The following is a 20266-nucleotide window of genomic DNA, read 5'->3' as shown; positions in this document are numbered from 1 at the left end:
CCTGGTCCTTGCTGTGCGTCTCGATTGAGAGGCAAGCGATCATGCTAGCCGGGCCGTGACCCGGGGAGAATCAGCATTCGCTTATTTACGACAGCAAAGACCGGAAACTTTAACAATGGCGTGACATTGCTGCGGTGCAGCGTGGCAGGGCTACTGGAACTGGAAGCGCGACACGTCAGATTCCAGCGCGGCGGCTTCCTCGTCGAGCCGGTTGGCGTGCTGTGCCACGGTGTCCACCAGCGCGCCGTTCTGCGCCCCGGTCTGCCCGAGTTCCGCGAGGGCATCGCCCACGGTGCGGATGCCGGCGGCCTGTTCCTCGGCCAGCGCGCGCAGATGGCCCGCGAGGCTGTGGCTGCGATCGACCGCCGACTCGATCCCTTCCATCGCCGCCACCACGGTGCCGCTGAGGCTGGCGCCGCGTTCGATCTCGCGCGTGGCGTCGCCGACGATGCCGCCGATCTCGCGGGCGGCGTTGGCGCTGCGCTGGGCCAGCGCGCGCACTTCCTGCGCGACCACCGCGAAGCTGCGCCCCGCCGCGCCGGCGCGCGCGGCTTCCACGGCGGCGTTGAGCGCGAGGATATTGGTCTGGAACGCAATGCCCTCGATCACCGTGACCACCTCGGCGATATTGCGCGAATGGCCCAGCACGTTGGCCATGGTCCCGTTCATGTCGCGTACCACCGCCATGCCGGCGCCCGATGCAGTGCGCGCCTGGTTGGCCATCGTGCTCGATTCATTGGCCTGCTCATGCACCTGTTCGACGAGCGCGGTCAGGCGAGTCATGCTGGCCGCCGCGTGGCGCAGTGCCTCGGCCTGCTGCGCAGTGCGTGCCGCGAGTTGCTGGTTGCCGTCGGCAATATCGCCGCTGGTGTCCGTGATCTCGTGCGCTGACTCCTGAATGCGGGCCAGCACGCCGGCCAGTTCGTCGCGCATGCCAGCCAGGAAATAGAGCAGGCTGGTCTGATCGTCCCTGCGCAGGTTGATATGCGCGGTCAGGTCGCCGCTGGCGATGCGGTTGGCCGCCGCCGCGGCGTCGCGCGGTTCGCCGCCGAGTTCGCGCGTCAGGCTGCGCGCTGCAAACCACGCCAGCGCGCCGGCCGCCACGAAGCTGGCCACGAGCAGCGCGGCCATCAGCGTTTGTGCGCCGATCTGGCTCGCGGCAACGCCCGCCACGGTGTCGGCGGCCTGCCGCTCCAGGCCGGCGCGCGTGGCTTCCATCAGCGCGCCGAGCTTTTGCAGTTGCTCGCCCAGGAAATGGCCGTCGACGGAAACGGCGCTGTCGAACTGCAGGGCGTCCAGCGGCTGCTTGTTGATCAGCGCCACGTAGCCTTGCATCAGTTCACCTGCCGCTGCGCGCTCCTTTTGCAGCGCCTGTGCCTGGCGCGGCGCGGCCTGGCGCACGCCGTCCACGGCGGCGTCGAGCTGGCGCATGGCCTGCCGGATGTCCGCGCCGGCAGCGTCGCGCTCGGTGGTGCTCGTGGCCAGCGTCAGCGCCAGTTGCGCGCGGCCCAGCATAGCCAGTGCGGCCTGCGCGCGTTCCGCCGAAATGGCGCCGCGCATGTCGCGTTGATACAGGATGTCGGTGTCCTGCTTGAGGGTAACCAGATTGAGGATGCCGATCAGGCCGACCACGGCGCCGAAGACATAGACCAGAATGAATGCGGCGGACAGCCGCGCCGCCAGCGGCAGTCGCACCAGCCGTTGCCACACGGCTTCGCCGCGTGCGCGCGGCAGACTCAGTTGGATGGCTTGCAACACGAAACAGACTCCTGCCGGGATTGCCCCGGCCATGCCATGACCCGATGCCCGCCGCGTGGCTGCCTGACCGTGCCGCCCGGTGTGGACGACCGGGGCATATTCCCGTTGCGGTGCGCCGCCATGCTCGGCGAACGGTGTGACGCAGGCGTGACACCGTCGCACAACGGGGAGATCGGCGCAGGCCGCAGAGGGCGGGTTACGGCTGGAGCAACGGCTGGCCGGGTGGGCCCGTCAGGTCGGCGCGGACGGTCTGGTCGAGGATGTCGAGCCGGTAGCCCTGCGCGTACACGACATTGACGGTGACGCCGTTGGCCGGGCAGAGATCGAGCGTGCGGCGCATGCGCGAGACCAGCCCCGCCAGCGCGCGCGAGAGCGGTGGCAGGTCATGACCCCAGATCATATGTTCGATCCGCTTGCTGGCCAGGATGCGGCCCGCGTTGGCGAACAGCAGCGTGGCAAGGTCGAACTCCTTCGGCGTCATGGCGATGCGGCGCCCATTCAGCATGGCGAAGCGGCCGGGGCTGTTCAGCTCGTAGGGGCCGGCGCGCATCGGCAGGTTGTTGCGGAAGCGCGCGCCGCACATGCGTCGGCGCAGAGCGGAGATGCGCGCCAGCAGCACGCGGTTGCTCAGGGCCTCGAGCACGTAGTCGTCGGCGCCGGCGTCGAGCGCCTCCACGAGGTCGTTGTCGTTGTTATGCTGCCCGCCGATCATGATGATCGGCATGTCGCGGGCGCGCACGGCGCGCACGGCACGGATCACGTCGATGGCGGAAATGTCTTGCAGGTCGCGGTCGACCAGCAGCATGTCGTAGCTGTCATGGCTGAGGCCGTGGATCAGGTCCCGGCCGGCAAGGAAGAGGGTGCACTGGAAACCCGCGAGGGAGAGCAGGTCCTGGATGGGGTGGAGGCGGGCCGCGCGGCTGGCCAGTAAGGCAATGTTGGTCGAAACACTCATGCTACAACTACCAGAAAACTGAAACGGATTGACGGAGAGGAACCGTCAGAGCGTAGCGGCGGCATGCCCGGCCGGACAATCGCCATTCCCTTAAATGTGGGATCGCCGCGAACCGGGTCAGGCTTATCCACAGAACGTGTGGATAACTGGCGGGTGGGCGGAGGCGCACCGGCGCCGGCACGCCATTGCATCGGCGCGCCTAAAAATGAGGCAGCCCGACCGGCATATGGCGATCGGGGGATGCCCTCATGTGACGGGTATGCCAGAATACGGCTCATCCATGTACGGGCCCGCAGCGCCGAACCATCCGCCTATGTTGATGAGTCCTAGCGTGATCGCCGCAGTGATGGTCGCCTTCCATATCGTGGGCGTGATGGCCGCATTGCATGCCGTGATGACGGTCCGCACCGCGCCCGGCGCCATTGCGTGGGCGGGGTCGCTGGTGATGATGCCGTACTTCGCGCTGATTCCGTACCTGATCTTCGGCCGCAGCACCTTCGCCGGCTACGTCAATGCCCGCCGTTTCAATAATGACCGCCTGCGCGAGATCCGCCGTGGCATGACCGCGTCCGAGCGCGAGGCCATGTCAGCCTGCGTGGTGACGGCGCCGGCGCAGGCTTGCATGCGCGCGCTGCCCGGTCTGACCGGCATGCCGTGCCTGGCCAACAACGACGTGCGCCTGCTGATCAACGGCCAGCAGACCTTCGAAGCCATCTTCGCTGCCATCGACGCCGCCACGCAGGTCGTGCTGGTGCAGTTCTTCATCGTCCATGACGACGAACTGGGCCGCGAACTCCAGCGCCGCCTGTGCGAGCGCGCCCGCGCCGGCGTGAAGGTCTATTTCCTGTTCGACAGCATCGGCTGTCACGGACTCGGACGCGGCTATGTGCGCACGCTCCAGCAGGCAGGGGTGGAGGCGCGGTCCTTCGCCACGCATCCCGGCTTCGTCAATCGTTTCCAGCTGAATTTTCGCAACCACCGCAAGCTGGTGGTCGTGGACGGCGCGCGCGCCTTCCTGGGCGGGCACAACGTCGGCAACGAATACCTGGGCGCGCGGGCGCCGCTCTCGCCGTGGCGCGATACGCATATCGAAATTCGCGGCGCGGCGGTGCTGGAGCTGCAGATGGCGTTTGCCGAGGACTGGTACTGGGCTGCGAAGGAGGTGCCGTACCTGATGCTGCCGCCGCATGGCGATGTGGGCGAGATGATCTGCCAGGTCGTGCCGTCCGGCCCGGCTGACGCGCAGGAGACCTGCTCGCTGTTCTTCGTCGAGGCGATCCAGTCGGCGCAGAAGCGGGTCTGGATCACCTCGCCGTACTTCGTGCCGGACGAGGCGGTGTTCGCCATGCTGCGCCTTGCCGTGCTGCGCGGGGTGGACGTGCGCATCCTGATTCCGTCGCGCCCGGACCACCTCGTGGTGTACGCGGCGTCCACCATCTACGCCTACCAGGCGGTGTGCGCAGGCGTGAAGGTCTACCGCTACCAGCCCGGCTTCCTGCATCAGAAGGTGATCCTGATCGACGATGAGGCCGCCGCCGTGGGCACCGCCAATCTCGACAATCGCTCGTTCCGGCTCAATTTCGAGATGATGGTGATGACCGCGCATCCGGCCTTCGCGCGGGACGTCACGCGCATGCTCGAGGCCGACTTCGCCGAGGCGCGCGAGATCAGTCGCGACGAATTTTTGGCCTCGCCCGCGCTGCTCCGGGTGGCGATGCACGTTGCCAAGCTGTTCGCCCCCATCCTCTGAGCAAATCCGCTGCCGCCGTTGTCCACATTGGCGGCTGGCGCTCCTTGTGTACACTGTCTACTATACAAAGCAGAATGAGTGGACGATGTCCACATGGGAGTTTGATATGAGCCGAGTCGCCGCCACGCCGCCCACGCGGAGCACTTATCGACATGGCGATCTACGGCGCGCCTTGCTCGAAGCCGGGATCGATCTCGCACGCACTGGCGGCCCGGAGGCCGTGGTGCTGCGTGAAGCCACGCGCCGCGCGGGCGTGGTGCCGAATGCCGCGTACCGTCACTTCGCGAGCCGGCAGGACCTGTTGGAGGCGGTGCGCGCCGCGGCCTTGTCCGGCCTGGCCATGGCCATGGAGACCGAACTGGCAGCGCTGCCCGCCAATGCCTCCGCCACCGAGCGCGCGCGCGGGAGCCTGCGCGCGGTGGGTGCGGGCTACCTCCGTTATGCGCTGGCCGAGACAGGCCTGTTCCGCACCGCCTTCTCGGTGCCGGACGATGTAGAGGACGACCCGGACCCCGCCAAGGCCGGCAACAGCGGCCTCAACCCGTTCCAGTTGCTGGGCGCCGCGCTCGATCATTGGGTCGATGCGGGCCTGCTGCCAGCGGCGCGCCGCCCCGGCGCAGAGTATGTCGCCTGGTCCGCCGTCCACGGGTTAGCCATTTTGTTGATCGACGGCCCCCTGCGCAGCCGCGCGCAGGAACAGGCCGGCATCATCGGTGCGCGGCTATTGGACATGGTGGAGAACGGCCTGACGGTGGCCTGAGACCAAAAAAATGCCACGTGGCGGGGACCACGTGGCATCCAAGTAAAAGAATGCCAGCGAGGGGTCAACTCTGGCACTCCATCGGGTGCCTGCATTGCACAGGCGGGGCCAAGTGTAAGAAGACGATTCTGATTCGTGAATAGGAATAGTCCGAAAATGGATTTCCGCCCCGCAAATACTGTCTAACGGCCATGGGGCGACGGTCGAAGCCGCCCTCGGCTTTGATGCAGGTCAATGGGAGTGCACGATGAATGGGGCGCGCGGTTGGATGATGGCGGGCATTGCGGGCGCCACATGGATGCTGGGCGGCTGCGTGGCATATCCCGGCTATGACACGTACTACGGCAGCTATCCGTCCGGCTATGCCTCGTCAGGCTATGACTCGTCGGGGTATTACGGCGGCTACTACAGCGGCTATCCCGCCTATGCCTACGGCTATCCGTATGCCGGGTATCCGTATTACTACCGACCCTGGTATGGCGGCTTCTACGGCAGTGTCTGGTATGGCAGCGGCTATCGCGGCTACTACGGGCGTGGATATCGTGGCTATTACGGGGGCTACCACGGCTACCACGGGGGACACGGCGGGTACCACGGCGGCTATGGCGGCTACCGTGGCGGCGGTTATGGCTATGGCGGTGGGGGCGGGGGAAGAGGCGGCGGCGGGCGCGGTCGACGCTGAGTGCCAGCGCGCCCGCGCGATGCCGGCAGGAGCAATGCCTACGGCAACTGCCGAAGCTGTCCGATCACGGACATCAACCGCCCGTGTGCCACGATGACCGACGACTCGTCCTGCAGCGCCTCCTGATAGCGCTTGCGAAACGCCTCGTCCCCGCGCTCGCTGAACAGCTTCTGCGCGGCGGCGGCCACGGCCCGGCAGGTATCGTCATGATGTTCGTCGCCCTCGAGTTCTTCGTCGATCTCGATGATGAGGCGCGACAGCGGGTCCAGCCAGCGAAAGAAAGATTCTTCGGTGACCAGCTGCACGAACTGCCCGGCTGGAATCGGACCGTGCAGACGCTCGTATTGACCACGGTCGTAGCCGATGACTTCCTTGTGTACCTGGAGCAATGCCGCGCGCAGGGCGCGCAGGCCTAAGCGGCGGGTTTCCTGGGTGGCAAGGAACTGTTCGCTGGGCATGCCTTTTCTCCACTTTCCTGTTCCAGGGCAGGGCGTGTCGACATGACCCGTCGGCGGGGTCCTCCCGGGAACCGCCATCGCCTGCCCGATCGTTTTCGGTATGCATCGCCATGCGGCATGACATGGAGTATGCGTGAGTCAGTATAGGAAGCGCACGTGGCGCAGACCAGCGCGCAAGCCTAGCGAGATACCCGTATTGCGGCCCTGCGGCAAACCGTGGCGGCCATGTGGGTGAGTCTGAAACAAGATGTCGATGGTGCGATGCAAGGCACCGCTCAGGCACCCGGACCTTGCAACGATGCCCCCGCCGTGGCGATGATTTCCTCTGGGGAAGGATGTGCGCGCGCAGTCAACCGCATGCGTGCGAGCAGCGGAAGATGATCGGACGCCAGCCGCGTCAGCGCGCTGCGATGGCCCGCCACCGACACCAGGTGCGCGCGTGGCGAAGTCCAGATCCGGTCCAGCGCGAGGAAGGGCCAGCGCGACGGAAATGTCGAGACATGGGGTGTGCGTTCGAAGTACGCATGCAGCCAGCGCAGCGGGCGCCCCCACAGGAACCACTCGTTCACATCGCCGAGCAGGATGGTGGGCTGCTCGGGCGCCTCCGCCAGCGCGGTGAGCAGCCGGCGCACCTGCCAGCGCCGCTCGCCGGGCATCAGTCCGAGGTGCGTGGCAATCACGCGCAGCGCGAAGGTGTCGTGCTCCACGGCGTTGCATTCGAGCATGGCGTCGATGGCGCCGCGCGGTTCATGCCCCTTCACGCTGAGGTCGATATGGCGAATGCGCAGCGGCCGGTAACGCGTGAGCAGGCCGTTGCCGTAGTCGCCGTCCTCGCGGACCAGCGTGGGGCCGGGAATGGCGTGCAAGCCGCTGTGCGCGGCGAGGAAGCGCAGCATGTCGAAGCCGGTATGGCGCGACTCCACTTCCTGCAGGGCGATCAGGTCCGCGCGCAGTTCCGTCACCACATCCGCGATGCGCTTCGGCACGAAATGCCCATCGGTGCCCACCCCGCCGTGGATGTTGTAGCTGGCCACGGCGATGTCCGCGTGCAGGGACCCGGAGGCGTCCGACGCGGGATTCGATGCGGGAGGCAACGGCGCGTTCATCAGGCCCCCTCGCGCGAAGGCGCGCTGGTGCACGGTGGCGGGTGCCGCGCCGCCGCTGTCGCGGCCGTCGCAGCCGTCGCTGCCGCATGGAGTTCGGCGTTCGTCGCACGCTCCCGGCGCTTGCGCCGCCGGCGCAGCAACACTGCCACGGTGATCGGAATCAGCAGCACCAGCGCCAGCAGGGCGAAGGTGCCCGCGCCGGGGTCTTTCGCCACGGCGGCAATCCGGTCCACCAGCGAGGCCGTGACAACAATGCCCGGCGTCATGCCGATGGCAGTGCCCAGCAGGCAGTCCCGCAGCCGGATGCGCGAGGCGCCCACCACCAGGTTGACCAGCGTGAACGGCGCCACGGGCACAAGCCGCAGCACCACCATCGCCAGCACGCCATGCTGGCGCACCTTCTGGCTCACGCGGTTCAGCCGGCGTCCGCCAAGGCGCCGCACCGCGTGGCGGCCCAGCAGCCGGCCCGCCGTATAGCCGCCGGCCGCGCTCAGCACCGAGCCGCACAGCGCCAGCAGCGCGCCGTACCACGGCCCGAACACGACCAGCGTGACCACGATCAACAGCGTCACCGGAAACATCACCAGCCCGCCCGCCACGAAGGCGGCCATCATCGCGCCCGGCGCAAACGGTATGTCGCGCACGCGCTCGATCATCGTCAGCAGGTAGCGGAAATCGGCCCACTCGCGCAGCGGCGTATAGCGCCACGCGAAGGCCATGCCGCCCAGCACGAGTACCAGCAGCACGAACACCGCCACCCGGTTGGCCGCGTGGGGGCGGGCCTCCTGGCTGACGAACTCGGCCATGATCTGCTCGCTGTCGATGGGCTCGATGGGGTCCAGCAGCCGTGCATCGGGCAGCGCGGCATCCACTTCTTCCGGCACGGTCGGCGAGAACCGCTCCAGCGTGCGCCCGTCGCTGCGGTGCAGGGTTTCGATGGCGGCGTGCAGGCCGCCGGCATCCGCCAGCGCGGTGTCGAGTTCCTCCGGCGTGACGGCGAGGTGCTCGCTCAGCAGCCGCCCGCGCATGGCCCGGATGCCGGCGGCGATCTTTGGATGGCCGTTGGCCTCCACCACGAGGTTGCATTCGGTATCGAGCCCGAACGAGCGATTGCTGAGATTGGCCGACCCGATGGTCAGCAATTGGTCGTCTACCACCATGACCTTGCTGTGGACGTTGACGCAGGCGTCGCCAAGGTCCGGCACATGCGGGCAGTACAGGTGGAACCGTTCGTGCTGGTCCGCGCCGCGCAGCCGCCGGCAGAGCCGCGCGCGCAGCACCCCCATGCTCGCTTCTTCCAGCCAGCCGCTCTCGGTGCGCCGCGAGACCAGCGCAATCTCCGGCCCCTCGGGCTCGCGCAGGCGCTTGGTGAACGCGTCGGCGATCAGGCCGGAGCTGAAATACTGGTTCTCAAGGTAGATGCCCTCGCGCGCCGCGCCGATGGCATCCAGATACAACTCGCGGATCTCGGACACGCCGGGATCGTCCTCGCACGCCGGCGCGGTCCGGCTGATGCCGACGTCCACATTGGTGAGGTCAGGCTCGACGCTCTCCGGCCACGCATCCCCCAGCGGCTGGTCCGGCACGCGCGGCTGGCGGCCCGTGGCGCGCAGCCAGCGCGCCGCCGCCAGGTCGCCCAGCGCGGCGGCGGCGTCGCCATCGACCACGCACTGCACGTCATGGAAGGGCGGATAGGGCTTGCCATCCAGATCCACGCGGCGCGGGTCGTCGGCCAGATGATGATGGGTGTCCCAACGCCGGATGGTCAGGTCCAGGCCGCCCACGAAGGCCACCTGATGATCGACCACCACGACCTTCTGATGATGCGAGGCCCCGGGCGGATGGTTGCCATCGAGCCGGAAAGACAGCCGCCGATGGGTCTGCCAGTGCATCTTGGCGTCGGGCAGCCACTCGCGCTCCAGCGCGAACACCATCGCGAAATCCCAACTCAGCACGTAGATCCGCAGCCCACGCCGGCGTTTGCACAGCGTGTTCAGGAACTCGCGCAGCGTGGGCGGCAGGCCATCGGGCGGGTCATCGCCGCCCGGGTTCATCACCATCCGGCTGTCGATGTCCCAGCCGAGGATGAACACGCTGTGCGTGGCCTTGGCCAGCGCCTCACGGAGTGCGGAGAAATACGCATCGGCGTCGACCAGCATCGAAAACCGCTGGCACGGCTCCACCCGCCAGCAGTTGTGGCCGGGACGCAGGAGCGGGGAATTAGGAAGGGCGTCGGACATCACCCCGCCACAGGCGCAAGTTTTGTACCGGATGGGGATCTGGGGCTGAGGCTAGGGTCTGGCGATAGCGGAGCACCGCCGCCGGTGTGCGCTTTACTCGGCTTTGTAATTTTGACAATCGACGGAGAGGGATGGCGAGCGCGTCAGCCGCGCCGCGCCGCCCCACGCCAAGCTCCCGGCGGCAGGCCGAAGCGGCGGGCGAACGCGCGGGTAAAAGTCGTCTGGTCGGGATAGCCGACGCCGAAGGCGATGTCGGTCAGCGGCATCGTGCCGGCCATCAGCCATTGCACGGCCTGATCGAGGCGCAGGCGGGTCTGGTAGCCGTGCGGCGTGTCGCCGAAGGCTTCGCAGAAGAGGGTATGGAAGTGGCGGGCGCCCCAGCCGAAGCGGCTGGCGAGTTCGTCGGCGCGGGGTGGTTCGGCGAGGCTGGCGCGCAGGCAGGCGTCGATCGCCATGACCGGGAAGCGGGCGGCGTCGTGCCGGGTGAGGTCCTGCCCGAGCGAGGTGGCCAGATTGCCGGCGAGGATGGCCGCGCGCTGCCAGTCGTGCTGCGGCGGGGCGCCGGGGTGGGTTTTCGGGATGGTGACGAGCGTGCGCACTTGCGCGGCGAGCGGGCCCTCCAGCGCGAAGGTGCGCGGGCGGGCCATCAGCCGGGCCGGCAGGGCCACGGAACTGGCCGGGAAGTCGGCCACAAGCTGCAGGTTCTCGGTCAGGCCCACGCAGACATGGTGTTCGCCACCGGGCACGACCAGGCCGTGTTCGGCATCCACACGATAGGCGTGACCGTCGATTTCCAGTTCGATGGCGCCGTCCACGCCGAACAGCAACTGGTGGTAGTCGTGCGCATGGCCGAGCGGCTGCGGCTGGAATCGCCGCGGCTCGACCAGCGGGGCGGCGTGGTCAGCGCGCTTCGGCACGTTGCGTCCGTCCCTGGGTCTGGCACAGCCACACGCCGGCGCCGGCCACGGCCATGCCGAGCCACTGGAGCGGCACCAGATGGTCGCCAAACAGCAGCGCGGCCTGCACGGCGGCCAGCGGCGGGGCGAGGAACATCAGCGCGGCGGCGTTGGCGGCGCGCCCGCGGCGCACCAGCCCCAGCAGCAGCCACGTACCGAGCCCCGACAGCACCAGCGCCGCATAGGCCAGCGAGGCCCACAGCGTGAGGCCCGGCTCCCAGTGCAGCGCGCCCGGGCCGCCGTTGACCGTGACCAGCGCGCCGGCCACCAACATCGCGCCGGCATTCTGCCAGGCCGAGCTGGCGCGAATGTCGGCCTTGGCGATGGAGGTCTTCTGCAAGAGCGTACCCATGGTGATGGAAACAATGGCCAGCAGGCCGATCAGCACGATCCACGGCGACACCGCGTGCGGCGCGCCGGCCCGCATCGCCGGCAGGACGACCAGCCCCACGCCGGCCGCGCCGAGCGCGAGCCCGCGCCAGGTGCGCATCGAAGGTAGCTCTTTTAATAGTGGGATGGCAAGCAGCGCGGTCAGCAGCGGCTGCAGGGCGCCCAGCAGCGCCATCACGGACGGCGACAGCCCGTGCGCCACGGCGCCGTAGCCGGCACACAGGTAGATGCCCTGCATCAGCGCGCCAGCCAGCAGGTGGCGGGGCACCTCGCGCGCCGCCGGCCACGCCGCCCCGGCCAGCACCGCCGCCAGCGTGAACATCAGCCCGGCCAGCGCAAAGCGGGCGAGCAGGAACAGGCTGGTGTCGGCCACGGGCACGACCGCCTTGCCGACGATAAAGCCGGTGGACCAGATCAGGACGAAGGCCAGGCCAGGCAGCCAGGCGGGCAGGGGGCGCGACATGGAAGCGGTACTCGATCAGATTCCGGGCGGCCGGTCAGTGGCCGCATTGGGGGAGATTGTCCGGCAGGGTAGCGGGGCGGGAGGGGGCTGTCTTGGCGATTCCTGCAATCGACCTTCAGACAAATCCGATGGACCTCATGGACAATATGCGCCTTGTCCACGTCTTCCGGCCCCGATCGGGCCGCGTTCCCGCCATGCCAACGACCGCGCCGCATCACCGCCTGATCCAGGATCTCGGCCTCGTGCCCCATCCGGAGGGGGGATTCTACCGGGAGACCTACCGCGACGCCGCGCGGGTCCGCCGGGCCGACGGCGTGGAGCGCGCCGCCTCCACGGCCATCTATTACCTGCTGTGCGATGACGCGTATTCGGCGTGGCACCGCATCTGCGCGGACGAAGGCTGGCATTTCTACGCCGGCGGGCCGCTCGACGTGCATGTGATCGATGCCGCAGGCCGGTTGCACACCCACCACCTCGGCAACCCGCTGCACGACGCGGGCACCGCGTTCCAGGCGGTGGTGCCGGCCGGCTGCTGGTTCGCGGCGGAGCGGGTGGCGGGCTACGCCGGCGGCTATTCGCTGGTGGGCTGCACGGTGGCGCCCGGGTTCGAGTTCAGCGAGTTCGAACTGGCCGATGCGGCCGCCCTGGCCACGCTGGCCGCCGCCCATCCGCATCACGCCGAGGTGATCGCCCGGCTGGCGCCCCGGCTTCCGCAGGGCTGACCGGCCGCGCTCCCTACGTTCGCCGGCAAGTTTTACGCGTAGCGGGCGGGCCTGGCCGCTGCCGCACGCCGATTTGGCGGCGTCGGGCGGCCGGGAACGGCTTTTGCAGAACCGGTCCACGGACCCGTTTTCGCAATGTCCGCATCCCCACCCCGCAAAAACCCCACAGAACGAGGAGTCATCATGGATAAGTCCAAGATCCCGGTCGGCCAGCGTCCGGCCCTGAGCCTGTTGCTGGACGACCATCGCGCCGTCAAGAAGCTGTTCAAGCAGTTCGAGGAAGCCAAACAGGACAGCGCCAAGCAGTCGATTGCGGCGGAAACCTGCCACGCGCTGAGCATCCACGCCCAGATCGAGGAGGAGATCTTCTATCCCGCCCTGCGCGGCGTTTCGGACAAGATCGACGACATGCTGGACGAAGCCAAGGTCGAGCACATGGTGGCCAAGCAGTTGATCGCGAAGATCGAATCGGGCGATAAGGCCATGCTCGACGCCAACTACAAGGTGTTGACCGAGTACGTCGGGCACCACGTGGAGGAAGAGGAAAGCGAGCTGTTCAAGGCGGTGATCCAGGCCAAGGTCGACCTCAAGGCGGTGGCGGCGCAGCTCGAGGAGCGCAAGCACGAACTGGAAGGCGTGACGGCCTGATCGTTGGCGCGGACGAAAAAAGGCCCATCCGAGGTGGATGGGCCTTTCTTTATCGCTGCGATGCGTGGCGTTTAGATCGCTTTATCGYCCTTAACCTTGATTGGCGAGCAGATCGGCCAGTTCATCGGCGTGTTCTTCCTCGACGGCCAGGATCTCTTCCATCATGCGGCGCGTGGTCGGATCTTTGTCGCCCAGGTACTGGACGATCTCGCGATAGCTGTCGATCGCAATCCGCTCGGCCACGAGGTTCTCGCGGATCATGCTGGCGAGGTCGTCGCCCTCGGAGTACTCCGAATGGCTGCGCGTCAGCAGGCCGTCCGGCGACAGGTTGGGTTCGCCGCCCAGTTGGACGATGCGCTCGGAAATCTGGTCCGCGTGGCCTTGCTCCTCGTTGGAATGCTGGAGGAATTCGTCGGCAACGCTCTTCGAGTTCGGGCCCTTGGCCATGAAATAGTGGCGGCGATAGCGCAGCACGCAGACGATTTCCGTGGCGAGTGCGGTATTGAGCAACTCGATCACGGTGTTGCGGTCGCCGTCGTAGCCCTCGGTGACGGCGCCGTCTTCGATCTTCTTGCGGGCACGTTCGCGGAGAGTCTTGATGTCGGTGAGGAAGGGTTGGGATTGCATTGTGATGGACTCCTTTGCCAACCGTGAGCGGGGACTTGTGTGGGCACTTTATGTGGGGATTTGGTGCGTATCTATCTTAGAGTTCCGCGCACGCCGCGCGGCGTCAGCCCGTGCCCCATTCTGCTATCGGGTTCGGTCCTACAACCCGCCCGCCGGGGCTAGGCCGGCAGCAGCCGCGCGCGCAGGAAATCCACAAAAGCAGTGACTTTGGGCGATGCCACGCGGCGGCGCGGGAACACCGCGTGGAAGTCCTGCGCCGGCCCGGTCCACGCCGGCAGCACGCGGCGCAGCCGGCGCGCGGTCACGTCCGGGGCGAGGCTGCGGTCCATCGCCAGCGAGAGTCCTTCGCCGGCACACAGCGCGTCGTGCAGCAGCGCGGGGTCGCTCGCCACGATCACCGGATCGATCGGAAAATCCCGCGCACGGCCGGCGGCCTGCCGCAAGGGCCACGCATAGCCGCGCTCGCGCCGCGCCTGATGAAGCGCCAGCGTCGCGTGGTCGAGCAGGGCGGCGGGATGGTCTGGCACACCGTGCCGCTTCAGGTAGGCGGGGCTGGCATAGACGCCGGTCGGGAAACTGCCGAGCTGGCGTGCGATGAGGTCGGAATCGGGCAGCACGCCGAGGCGCAGCGCCACGTCGATCTCTTCGGCAACGAGGTCGAGCGGCACGTGCGAGGCAAGGATCTCCAGACGCACTTCGGGATAGGCCGCACGGAAGGCGGCCAGCAGTGGGGCGATCCACGTCGTGCCGAACGAGTACGGCAGCGTCACACGGAGCCAGCCGCGCGGGCCGTGCTGCAACTGCTCGACGGCGGCCTGGGCGTCGTCGAGGTGGCGGGCCAGGAGCTGGCTGTGCTCGAAGTAGGCCGCGCCGGCGTCCGTCAACGCCAGCCGGCGTGTGGTGCGGAGGAGTAGCTGCGTGCCGAGCTGGGCCTCCAGCGCCATCACGCGCCGGCTGACCGTGGTCTTGGGCATCTGCAACGCGCGCGCCGCCGCCGTGAAACTGCCCGATTGCACCACGCGCACGAAGATCAGCGTGTCGTTAAGGTCTGCCGCCATCGTTCTGGTCCCTGCTAAGGCCCGCTTTTAGGAGAAATGCGATTGTCCCATCAATGGGCCAATGCTGCCCGGATCCGGGGACTAATCACGACGCCACTCGCTCCGTAAGATCGCCCCATCGAATCCAACAAGGCAGGAAGGCGATCATGAAATTGAGCGAGTACGTGACCTATGACGCGGTCGGGCTGGGCCAACTGGTGGCGCGCGGTGAGGTGAGTGCGGGGGAACTGGCGGAAGTGGCCCGCCGTGCGATTGCCGCCGTGAATCCGAGGATTGGCGCGGTGGTGGAGGACTGGCCGGCCGATGCAGCCGGGTCTTCGGCGGCACCCGGCAGTGGGCCGCTGGCGGGCGTGCCGTTCCTCGTCAAAGATCTCGCGCTGTCGATGGCGGGCAAGCGGCTGGAGCTGGGCTCGCGGCTGGCGGCGGGCCTCGTGGCGCCATCGGACTCGTTCCTGATGCAGCGGCTGCGCGCCGCCGGGCTGATAACAATTGGCCGAACGGCTACGCCGGAGATGGCGTTCAGCACCGCGACCGAGTCCCTTCAGCAGGGCGCCACGCGCAACCCCTGGCAGCCGGCGTTGAGCGCGGGCGGTTCCAGCGGCGGGGCCGGTGCCGCCGTGGCGGCCGGGATAGTACCGCTGGCGCATGCGACTGATGCCGCTGGGTCGATCCGCGTGCCGGCGGCGTTCAACGGCCTGTTCGGGCTCAAATCCACGCGTGGCCGGGTCTCGAACGGTCCCGGTCTGGACGAAGTCTTCGCCGGGCTCGGCGTGCAGGGCGGGCTGAGCCGCACGGTGCGCGACAGCGCCGCGCTGCTCGACGCCATGCACGGCACCGCCGCCGGCGAGCCGTATCACACGCCCGCGCCGTCCCGACCCTTTCTCGACGAAGTGGGGCGGGAACCGGGCCGGCTGCGCATCGGCGTGATGGTGCCGCCGTTCAACGGGGCTGGCGTGGCCCCGGTCATGGCGCAGGCGGTGGCGGGCGTGGCCGCGCAGTTGGCAGGGCTGGGCCACCATGTCGATGACGTCACGCTGCCGCTGGGCGCATCGTGGGAGGCGGTCGTCCTGGCGAATGCGCGCATCTGGTGTGCCACGCTGGTCGGCTGGATCGATGGCGTGGCAGCGGCCACCGGGCGCCCCATCGACGCCACCACGCTGGAGCCGCAAACACTGGCGGCGTACCGCTACGGCCGGCGCGTCACCGGCCCCGCCTTCGCGGCAGCGCTCGACGTGCGCAACGCGGTGACGCGGGCCACGGCGACCTGGTTCGATGACATCGACGTCCTGCTGACGCCAACGATGCCGGCCCTGCCTGAGCCGGTGGGCACCTATGCCGCCGGCGCGGCAACCATGGATGGACTGGACTGGACCGACCGCGTGTTCCGGCACTCGCCCTACACGCCGGCGTTCAACGTGGCGGGGCTGCCGGCGATGTCCGTGCCGCTATGCGTGGACGCGGCGAGCGGGCTGCCGATCGGCATGCAGTTCGGGGCGGGGTTCGCGGAGGAGGGGATGCTGTTCCGGCTGGCGGGGCAACTGGAACGGGAGATGGGCTGGGCGGGGCGCCGGCCAGCCGTCTGGGCTGGCGCGGCGCAGGCTTGATGGGCGATCAATACCCGTAACGGTTGTAACCGGGGTTGTAACCTTGGTTGTAGCCCTGGTCATAGCCCTGCTGGTACTCGACCTGCCCGTAACCCGCCGGTGCGGCCGGCGCGCACGGCACGTAGGCGCGCTGGTAGTTGCTGTAGCAGTAGCCCGGTGGCACCTGCGGGGCGGCGTAGGCCACCGGCTGCGGCGGCGCGTAGACCGGCGCCGGTGCAGCCACCACGGGCTGGCTGAAGACCGCCGCGCCGATGGCCAGCGCCGCGATGGCGCCCACCGCCAGCGCAGCCGCGGCGCCGTCCGACCCGCCGCCACCGTGATGGCGGCCGCGGGCCGACGCCGGCCCGGCGGCCAGCATGGCGGCGCAGAGAACGGCAATACCGGTGTAACGAATCGATTGGCGCATGTCGGGCTCCTTGTCGGCCGATGATCGGCCTTGCTCGATGGAAGCCATCATGCCCTGCGACGCATTACAGTGGGTTACGCGATGGTGAGCAGATGTTACGGCTGCAACATATGGCGCCGTGCCCGGAAGCGACCCCGCTTACTCGCTGGCTTCGGCCAGGAACCAGGCGCGGCGCTGGGCCTCGTCGATCCAGTTCTCGAGCAGGCTCGCCGTGGCCACGTCGCCGTGGTCGTCGCAGACGGCGTGGGCGTCGAGCATGATCGCGGCCAGTTGCAGATTGTCGGCGCGCAGTTCCGCCAGCATGTCGCGCGGGGCCACGCGGTCGGCATCGTTGTCACGCAGGCGCTGCTGGCGGGTGACATCGCCGATGGAGCGCAGCGTGGTGGCGCCGAGCTTGCGCACCCGCTCGGCAATGTCGTCGGTGATGGCGAAGATCTGCGCCGACTGCTCGTCGAGCATCAGGTGATAGTCGCGGAAGTGCGGGCCGGACATGTGCCAGTGAAAGTTCTTGGTCTTCAGGTAGAGCGCGAAGACATCGGCAAGCAGCGGGTTGAGGTGCGCCGCGATGGCGGCGACGCCCTTGGCGTCCGGGACGGACGTGGCGACGGTGGTGGCAGTGACGAGGGAGGGTGCGGGCATGGTGGCTCCTGGTTGTCAGGGGGTTCGGCCCGCCATGATCGGGCCACGCCCCGCGCCGGCGTTGCCGCCGGCCCCCGGAATTGTCGATAACGCACGTTGGCGCGCCGGGCCGGGGGCGGCCGGGCAGGCTGCCCGCCGAGCCGGACCAGACTATACATACATATAGTTCCGCCGCAGGGATGGGCCTCGTATCATGCCAGCACGCATCCCGGCAAGTCGGTCCGGGCCCGCTGCGTGTTTCAGTCCGGTCGAGGTAGTCGCTTTGCACAACAAACAATTATTGGCCATCGTTGACGACGACGACTCCGTGCGAGTCGCCACGTCGCGCCTGGTTCGCTCCCTGGGCTGGGAAGTCATCCTTTTCGACACCGCCACGGCGTTCCTGAACTCCGGCTGTGCCGCCGAGGTGGATTGCGTGATCTCCGATGTCCAGATGCCCGGCATCACTGGCATCGAGATGCATCGCCGGCTGACAGAAGCCGGCGTGCACGTGCCCGTGATCTTCATTACCGCGTTTTCCGTGGAAGCCACGCGCAGGCAGGCGATGAAGAACGGTGCACTTTCCTTCCTCAATAAGCCGGTGGACGGCGCCGCACTGCAGGCGTGCCTGGATCGGATCGGCAAGGCGGCGCCGAGCGCATAAGTGCCGTGCCCTGCGGTGCGTCACTTTTGCCACCCGCTATGTATAATTCCTGCGCACACATCCCGCGGGATCGATGGCACGTCCGTGCCCGATCGCACCACGACTGTGCAAGCGACCGCCCCGCAAGACTGCCGACGGCCAGCGGTAGTTGAAACCGCCGAAGTCCCCCCCGAGGAGCCACCCAGAGCATGTCCGAGCCAACCGCCGTGCACAGGCCGAAATCCGAGAATCCGCGCGCGCTGCTGACCCTGGCGGCCCTGCTGACGCTGGGGATTTTCCTGATCGATGTCCTGACGCCGCTGACGATTGCCGTCGCCGTGCTCTACGTGGTGGTCGTGCTGCTGGTGGCTGCCACCGGCTCGCAGCAGGCCACGCTGTATTCGGCCATCGGCTGCGCCGCGCTCACCATCTTCGCCTTCCTGTTCCAGCGCACGGTCACCGAGGACGCCGGCCCGCTGGCGCGCTGCGTGTTCAGCCTGCTGGCGCTGGCCAGCACCTCGCTGCTGGCCATGCGCAACCTCGCCAAGACCGCCCAGCTCCACGAGGAAATGCAGATCCGCGCCACGGCCGAGGCTGCGCTCGCACGCAGTGAAGCCTTCCTGGCCGAAGCGCAGCAACTGAGCCAGACCGGCAGCATCGCCATGCGCGTGCCCGGCGACACGATGACGTGGTCCGACGAGGCCTACCGGATCTTCGGCTACGACCGCACGGTGACGCCGGGTCCGGACCTGGTCCTGGCGCGCGCCTATCCCGAAGACCTGCCGCTGGTGATATCCGTGCGCGACCAGATGCGGCAGGGCGTGCACCTGATCGACGTGCGGCATCGGCTGCGCATGCCGGATGGCACGGTCAAGCACGTGCACCTGGTGTCGCGCCTGCGCGAGTCGGCGTCGGACTATACCGAGTACGTAGGCGCGCTGATGGACATCACCGCCGCCGTCCAGACTCAGCAGGCCTTGCAGCGCACCTCCACCGAACTCGCGCACGTGATGCGCATGACCACGCTGGGCGAGCTGGCGGCGTCCATCGCCCATGAGGTGACGCAGCCGATCGCGGCCATCGTCACCTGTGGGGACTCCGCGCTACGCTGGCTGAACCGTGCGCAGCCGGACGTCGCCGAGGCCACCCAGTCCATCGACCAGATGATCCGCGACGCGCGGCGCTCCAGCGACATCATCCGGCAGATCCGCTCGATGGCGCAGAAGCGCGATCCGGTCTACGCCGAGACCGCGCTGGACAGCCTGGTGCGTGAGTCGATCGAACTGATGCGCCGGGAGCTGCAGGATCACCATGTGGAGTCGGCGATCGACCTGGCGCTGCCGGACGCGATGATCTGCGGCGACCGCGTGCAGCTTCAGCAGGTGCTGATCAATTTGCTCCTGAACGCCGTGCAGGCGATGGAGGGCACCGGCCGCCCCCGCAAGCTTTGGGTCAACACCGCGCTGGCCGAGTCGCGCCAGGCGCAAATCACCGTGCGGGACGCCGGCAAGGGCATCGCACCGGAAGAGGCCGGGCGGCTGTTCAGCGCGTTCTTCACCACCAAGGCCGAGGGGATGGGCATGGGCCTGTCGATCTGCCGCTCCATCGTCGAGGCGCACGGCGGCCGCATCTGGGCCGACTCGCCACCCGAGGGCGGCGCGGCCTTCCACATCATGCTGCCGCTGCATCTCGCCGATGCACCGGACGGCGAATGCGCGGCCCTACGGCAGACCGCGGAAGCAGGGAGCGAACATGGGCAATGAGTCGGGCGCGGTCAACGAGGCGGCGAGTGGCGTGGTCTATGTGGTCGATGACGACGAGTCGATGCGGATTGCCGTGGCGATGCTGCTGCGCTCCGTCGGGCATCAGGTGCAGACGTTCGCCTCCGCGCAGGAATTCCTGGCGTGCGAGCGGACCGACGCGCCAAGCTGCCTGATCCTCGATGTCCGGCTCAAGGGCCAGAGCGGCCTCGCCGTGCAGGAGCAGATCGGCGCGGACCAGGTCAGCATTCCCATTGTCTTCATGACCGCCCATGGCGACATTGCCATGTCGGTCAAGGCGATGAAGGCGGGTGCGACGGACTTCCTCGCCAAGCCGTTCCGGGACCAGGACATGCTGGACGCCGTGAACAGCGCCCTGGCGCGCGACGCCCAGCGGCGCGTGGCCGATCAGTCGAGCGCGGACTTGCGCCAGCGCTTTGCCACGCTGACCCAGCGTGAGCGGGAAGTGATGGCACAGGTGGTGCGCGGGCTGATGAACAAGCAGATCGCGTCGAACCTGGGCCTGAGCGAGATCACGGTAAAGATCCACCGTGGCCAGGCCATGAAGAAGATGGGCTCGCGTTCGCTGGCCGACTTCGTGCTGAAGGCCGAAGCGCTCGGCATGACGCCGGCGGCTTCGCAGTAAGCCATCAGCGATCGCG

The 20266-nt window shown here is 68.1% G+C and carries 20 protein-coding genes; 9 read left to right on the top strand and 11 right to left on the bottom strand.

Translation table 11 applies throughout. The annotated features are described in order from the left end of the window. Nucleotides 1-150: 150 nt before the first annotated feature. Nucleotides 151-1758 (bottom strand): methyl-accepting chemotaxis protein, encoded by a 1608-nt coding sequence (locus AC1DFU_RS13405; RefSeq protein WP_092296584.1) that lies wholly within the window; start codon nucleotides 1756-1758, stop codon nucleotides 151-153. A gap of 196 nt (nucleotides 1759-1954) precedes the next feature. After that, nucleotides 1955-2713 (bottom strand): response regulator transcription factor, encoded by a 759-nt coding sequence (locus tag AC1DFU_RS13400; protein ID WP_092296581.1) that lies wholly within the window; start codon nucleotides 2711-2713, stop codon nucleotides 1955-1957. Between the two features lie 313 nt (nucleotides 2714-3026). On the opposite strand from AC1DFU_RS13400, the gene cls reads away from it, so the two are divergent. The 3 genes from cls to AC1DFU_RS13385 all read left to right on the top strand — a co-directional run bounded on the left by cls (nucleotide 3027) and on the right by AC1DFU_RS13385 (nucleotide 5905). Next, nucleotides 3027-4463, top strand: coding sequence for a cardiolipin synthase (gene cls / locus AC1DFU_RS13395; protein ID WP_441593230.1), 1437 nt, complete (start codon nucleotides 3027-3029; stop codon nucleotides 4461-4463). Nucleotides 4464-4569: 106 nt separating this feature from the next. Then, nucleotides 4570-5223, top strand: coding sequence for a TetR/AcrR family transcriptional regulator (locus AC1DFU_RS13390; protein ID WP_092296575.1), 654 nt, complete (start codon nucleotides 4570-4572; stop codon nucleotides 5221-5223). Nucleotides 5224-5470: 247 nt separating this feature from the next. Then, nucleotides 5471-5905 (top strand): hypothetical protein, encoded by a 435-nt coding sequence (locus AC1DFU_RS13385; RefSeq protein ID WP_441593228.1) that lies wholly within the window; start codon nucleotides 5471-5473, stop codon nucleotides 5903-5905. Between the two features lie 38 nt (nucleotides 5906-5943). Here the strand turns inward: AC1DFU_RS13385 and AC1DFU_RS13380 are convergent, their stop codons facing one another. The 5 genes from AC1DFU_RS13380 to AC1DFU_RS13360 all read right to left on the bottom strand — a co-directional run bounded on the left by AC1DFU_RS13380 (nucleotide 5944) and on the right by AC1DFU_RS13360 (nucleotide 11518). After that, nucleotides 5944-6363, bottom strand: a complete 420-nt coding sequence (locus tag AC1DFU_RS13380) for a hypothetical protein (RefSeq protein ID WP_092296569.1) — start codon at nucleotides 6361-6363, stop codon at nucleotides 5944-5946. A gap of 275 nt (nucleotides 6364-6638) precedes the next feature. Continuing rightward, entirely contained in the window at nucleotides 6639-7469 is an 831-nt protein-coding gene (locus AC1DFU_RS13375) for an endonuclease/exonuclease/phosphatase family protein (protein WP_092296855.1), read from the bottom strand. Next, nucleotides 7469-9709: a VTT domain-containing protein gene (locus tag AC1DFU_RS13370; protein ID WP_441593226.1), complete on the bottom strand. Its 2241-nt coding sequence runs from the start codon at nucleotides 9707-9709 to the stop codon at nucleotides 7469-7471. The genes AC1DFU_RS13375 and AC1DFU_RS13370 overlap by 1 nt, the downstream gene beginning before the upstream one ends. Nucleotides 9710-9852: 143 nt before the next feature. Next, nucleotides 9853-10626 (bottom strand): helix-turn-helix transcriptional regulator, encoded by a 774-nt coding sequence (locus tag AC1DFU_RS13365; RefSeq protein ID WP_441593224.1) that lies wholly within the window; start codon nucleotides 10624-10626, stop codon nucleotides 9853-9855. Next, nucleotides 10610-11518, bottom strand: a complete 909-nt coding sequence (locus tag AC1DFU_RS13360) for a DMT family transporter (RefSeq protein WP_441593222.1) — start codon at nucleotides 11516-11518, stop codon at nucleotides 10610-10612. Before AC1DFU_RS13360 ends, AC1DFU_RS13365 begins: the two co-directional genes overlap by 17 nt. A gap of 194 nt (nucleotides 11519-11712) precedes the next feature. Between AC1DFU_RS13360 and AC1DFU_RS13355 the strand changes: the two genes are divergently transcribed. After that, nucleotides 11713-12240, top strand: a complete 528-nt coding sequence (locus tag AC1DFU_RS13355; RefSeq protein WP_441593220.1) for a cupin domain-containing protein — start codon at nucleotides 11713-11715, stop codon at nucleotides 12238-12240. Nucleotides 12241-12423: 183 nt separating this feature from the next. After that, complete coding sequence (locus tag AC1DFU_RS13350) at nucleotides 12424-12888, top strand: hemerythrin domain-containing protein (protein ID WP_092296557.1); 465 nt, start codon at nucleotides 12424-12426, stop codon at nucleotides 12886-12888. A gap of 90 nt (nucleotides 12889-12978) precedes the next feature. On the opposite strand, the gene AC1DFU_RS13345 is transcribed toward AC1DFU_RS13350, so the two are convergent. Together AC1DFU_RS13345 and AC1DFU_RS13340 are read right to left on the bottom strand one after the other, a co-directional pair. After that, the gene (locus AC1DFU_RS13345; RefSeq protein ID WP_441593218.1) at nucleotides 12979-13515 is read right to left on the bottom strand and encodes a ferritin-like domain-containing protein; all 537 of its coding nucleotides are present in this window, start codon (nucleotides 13513-13515) and stop codon (nucleotides 12979-12981) included. A 158-nt stretch (nucleotides 13516-13673) separates the two neighbouring features. After that, nucleotides 13674-14573, bottom strand: a complete 900-nt coding sequence (locus tag AC1DFU_RS13340; RefSeq protein ID WP_441593216.1) for a LysR family transcriptional regulator — start codon at nucleotides 14571-14573, stop codon at nucleotides 13674-13676. 146 nt (nucleotides 14574-14719) lie between these two features. On the opposite strand from AC1DFU_RS13340, the gene AC1DFU_RS13335 reads away from it, so the two are divergent. Continuing rightward, entirely contained in the window at nucleotides 14720-16177 is a 1458-nt protein-coding gene (locus tag AC1DFU_RS13335) for an amidase (protein ID WP_477105478.1), read from the top strand. Between the two features lie 7 nt (nucleotides 16178-16184). Here the strand turns inward: AC1DFU_RS13335 and AC1DFU_RS13330 are convergent, their stop codons facing one another. Then, complete coding sequence (locus AC1DFU_RS13330; RefSeq protein WP_092296849.1) at nucleotides 16185-16583, bottom strand: mechanosensitive ion channel protein MscS; 399 nt, start codon at nucleotides 16581-16583, stop codon at nucleotides 16185-16187. A gap of 138 nt (nucleotides 16584-16721) precedes the next feature. Then, nucleotides 16722-17222 carry a Dps family protein gene (locus AC1DFU_RS13325; RefSeq protein WP_092296546.1) on the bottom strand — a complete coding sequence of 167 codons (501 nt, stop codon included), beginning with the start codon at nucleotides 17220-17222 and terminating at the stop codon, nucleotides 16722-16724. A 193-nt stretch (nucleotides 17223-17415) separates the two neighbouring features. Here AC1DFU_RS13325 and AC1DFU_RS13320 point away from each other — a divergent pair, with 193 nt between their 5' ends. From AC1DFU_RS13320 to AC1DFU_RS13310, 3 genes are all read left to right on the top strand, one after another. After that, a complete protein-coding gene (locus tag AC1DFU_RS13320; RefSeq protein ID WP_369823483.1) occupies nucleotides 17416-17865 on the top strand; it encodes a response regulator transcription factor in 450 nt (149 codons plus the stop codon). 188 nt (nucleotides 17866-18053) lie between these two features. Continuing rightward, on the top strand, nucleotides 18054-19607 hold the full coding sequence (locus tag AC1DFU_RS13315) for a sensor histidine kinase (protein WP_441593211.1): 1554 nt from the start codon (nucleotides 18054-18056) through the stop codon (nucleotides 19605-19607). Beyond that, the gene (locus AC1DFU_RS13310) at nucleotides 19597-20250 is read left to right on the top strand and encodes a response regulator transcription factor (RefSeq protein ID WP_092296537.1); all 654 of its coding nucleotides are present in this window, start codon (nucleotides 19597-19599) and stop codon (nucleotides 20248-20250) included. Before AC1DFU_RS13315 ends, AC1DFU_RS13310 begins: the two co-directional genes overlap by 11 nt. The last annotated feature ends 16 nt before the right edge of the window (nucleotides 20251-20266 follow it).

The sequence above is a fragment of the Cupriavidus sp. 10L45 genome, from assembly GCF_056395225.1.
Note: the sequence above shows the minus strand (reverse complement) of the source record. Positions and strands in the feature narration are given on the sequence as shown.

Excerpts from the sequence above, each read along its gene's own strand:
- AC1DFU_RS13400 (WP_092296581.1), bottom strand. The coding sequence starts at position 2,713 with ATGAGTGTTTCGACCAACATTGCCTTACTGGCCAGCCGCGCGGCCCGC.
- cls (WP_441593230.1), top strand. The coding sequence starts at position 3,027 with ATGTTGATGAGTCCTAGCGTGATCGCCGCAGTGATGGTCGCCTTCCAT.
- AC1DFU_RS13390 (WP_092296575.1), top strand. The coding sequence starts at position 4,570 with ATGAGCCGAGTCGCCGCCACGCCGCCCACGCGGAGCACTTATCGACAT.
- AC1DFU_RS13385 (WP_441593228.1), top strand. The coding sequence starts at position 5,471 with ATGAATGGGGCGCGCGGTTGGATGATGGCGGGCATTGCGGGCGCCACA.
- AC1DFU_RS13380 (WP_092296569.1), bottom strand. The coding sequence starts at position 6,363 with ATGCCCAGCGAACAGTTCCTTGCCACCCAGGAAACCCGCCGCTTAGGC.
- AC1DFU_RS13375 (WP_092296855.1), bottom strand. The coding sequence starts at position 7,469 with ATGAACGCGCCGTTGCCTCCCGCATCGAATCCCGCGTCGGACGCCTCC.
- AC1DFU_RS13370 (WP_441593226.1), bottom strand. The coding sequence starts at position 9,709 with ATGTCCGACGCCCTTCCTAATTCCCCGCTCCTGCGTCCCGGCCACAAC.
- AC1DFU_RS13360 (WP_441593222.1), bottom strand. The coding sequence starts at position 11,518 with ATGTCGCGCCCCCTGCCCGCCTGGCTGCCTGGCCTGGCCTTCGTCCTG.
- AC1DFU_RS13355 (WP_441593220.1), top strand. The coding sequence starts at position 11,713 with ATGCCAACGACCGCGCCGCATCACCGCCTGATCCAGGATCTCGGCCTC.
- AC1DFU_RS13350 (WP_092296557.1), top strand. The coding sequence starts at position 12,424 with ATGGATAAGTCCAAGATCCCGGTCGGCCAGCGTCCGGCCCTGAGCCTG.
- AC1DFU_RS13345 (WP_441593218.1), bottom strand. The coding sequence starts at position 13,515 with ATGCAATCCCAACCCTTCCTCACCGACATCAAGACTCTCCGCGAACGT.
- AC1DFU_RS13340 (WP_441593216.1), bottom strand. The coding sequence starts at position 14,573 with ATGGCGGCAGACCTTAACGACACGCTGATCTTCGTGCGCGTGGTGCAA.
- AC1DFU_RS13335 (WP_477105478.1), top strand. The coding sequence starts at position 14,720 with ATGAAATTGAGCGAGTACGTGACCTATGACGCGGTCGGGCTGGGCCAA.
- AC1DFU_RS13330 (WP_092296849.1), bottom strand. The coding sequence starts at position 16,583 with ATGCGCCAATCGATTCGTTACACCGGTATTGCCGTTCTCTGCGCCGCC.
- AC1DFU_RS13325 (WP_092296546.1), bottom strand. The coding sequence starts at position 17,222 with ATGCCCGCACCCTCCCTCGTCACTGCCACCACCGTCGCCACGTCCGTC.
- AC1DFU_RS13320 (WP_369823483.1), top strand. The coding sequence starts at position 17,416 with ATGCCAGCACGCATCCCGGCAAGTCGGTCCGGGCCCGCTGCGTGTTTC.
- AC1DFU_RS13315 (WP_441593211.1), top strand. The coding sequence starts at position 18,054 with ATGTCCGAGCCAACCGCCGTGCACAGGCCGAAATCCGAGAATCCGCGC.
- AC1DFU_RS13310 (WP_092296537.1), top strand. The coding sequence starts at position 19,597 with ATGGGCAATGAGTCGGGCGCGGTCAACGAGGCGGCGAGTGGCGTGGTC.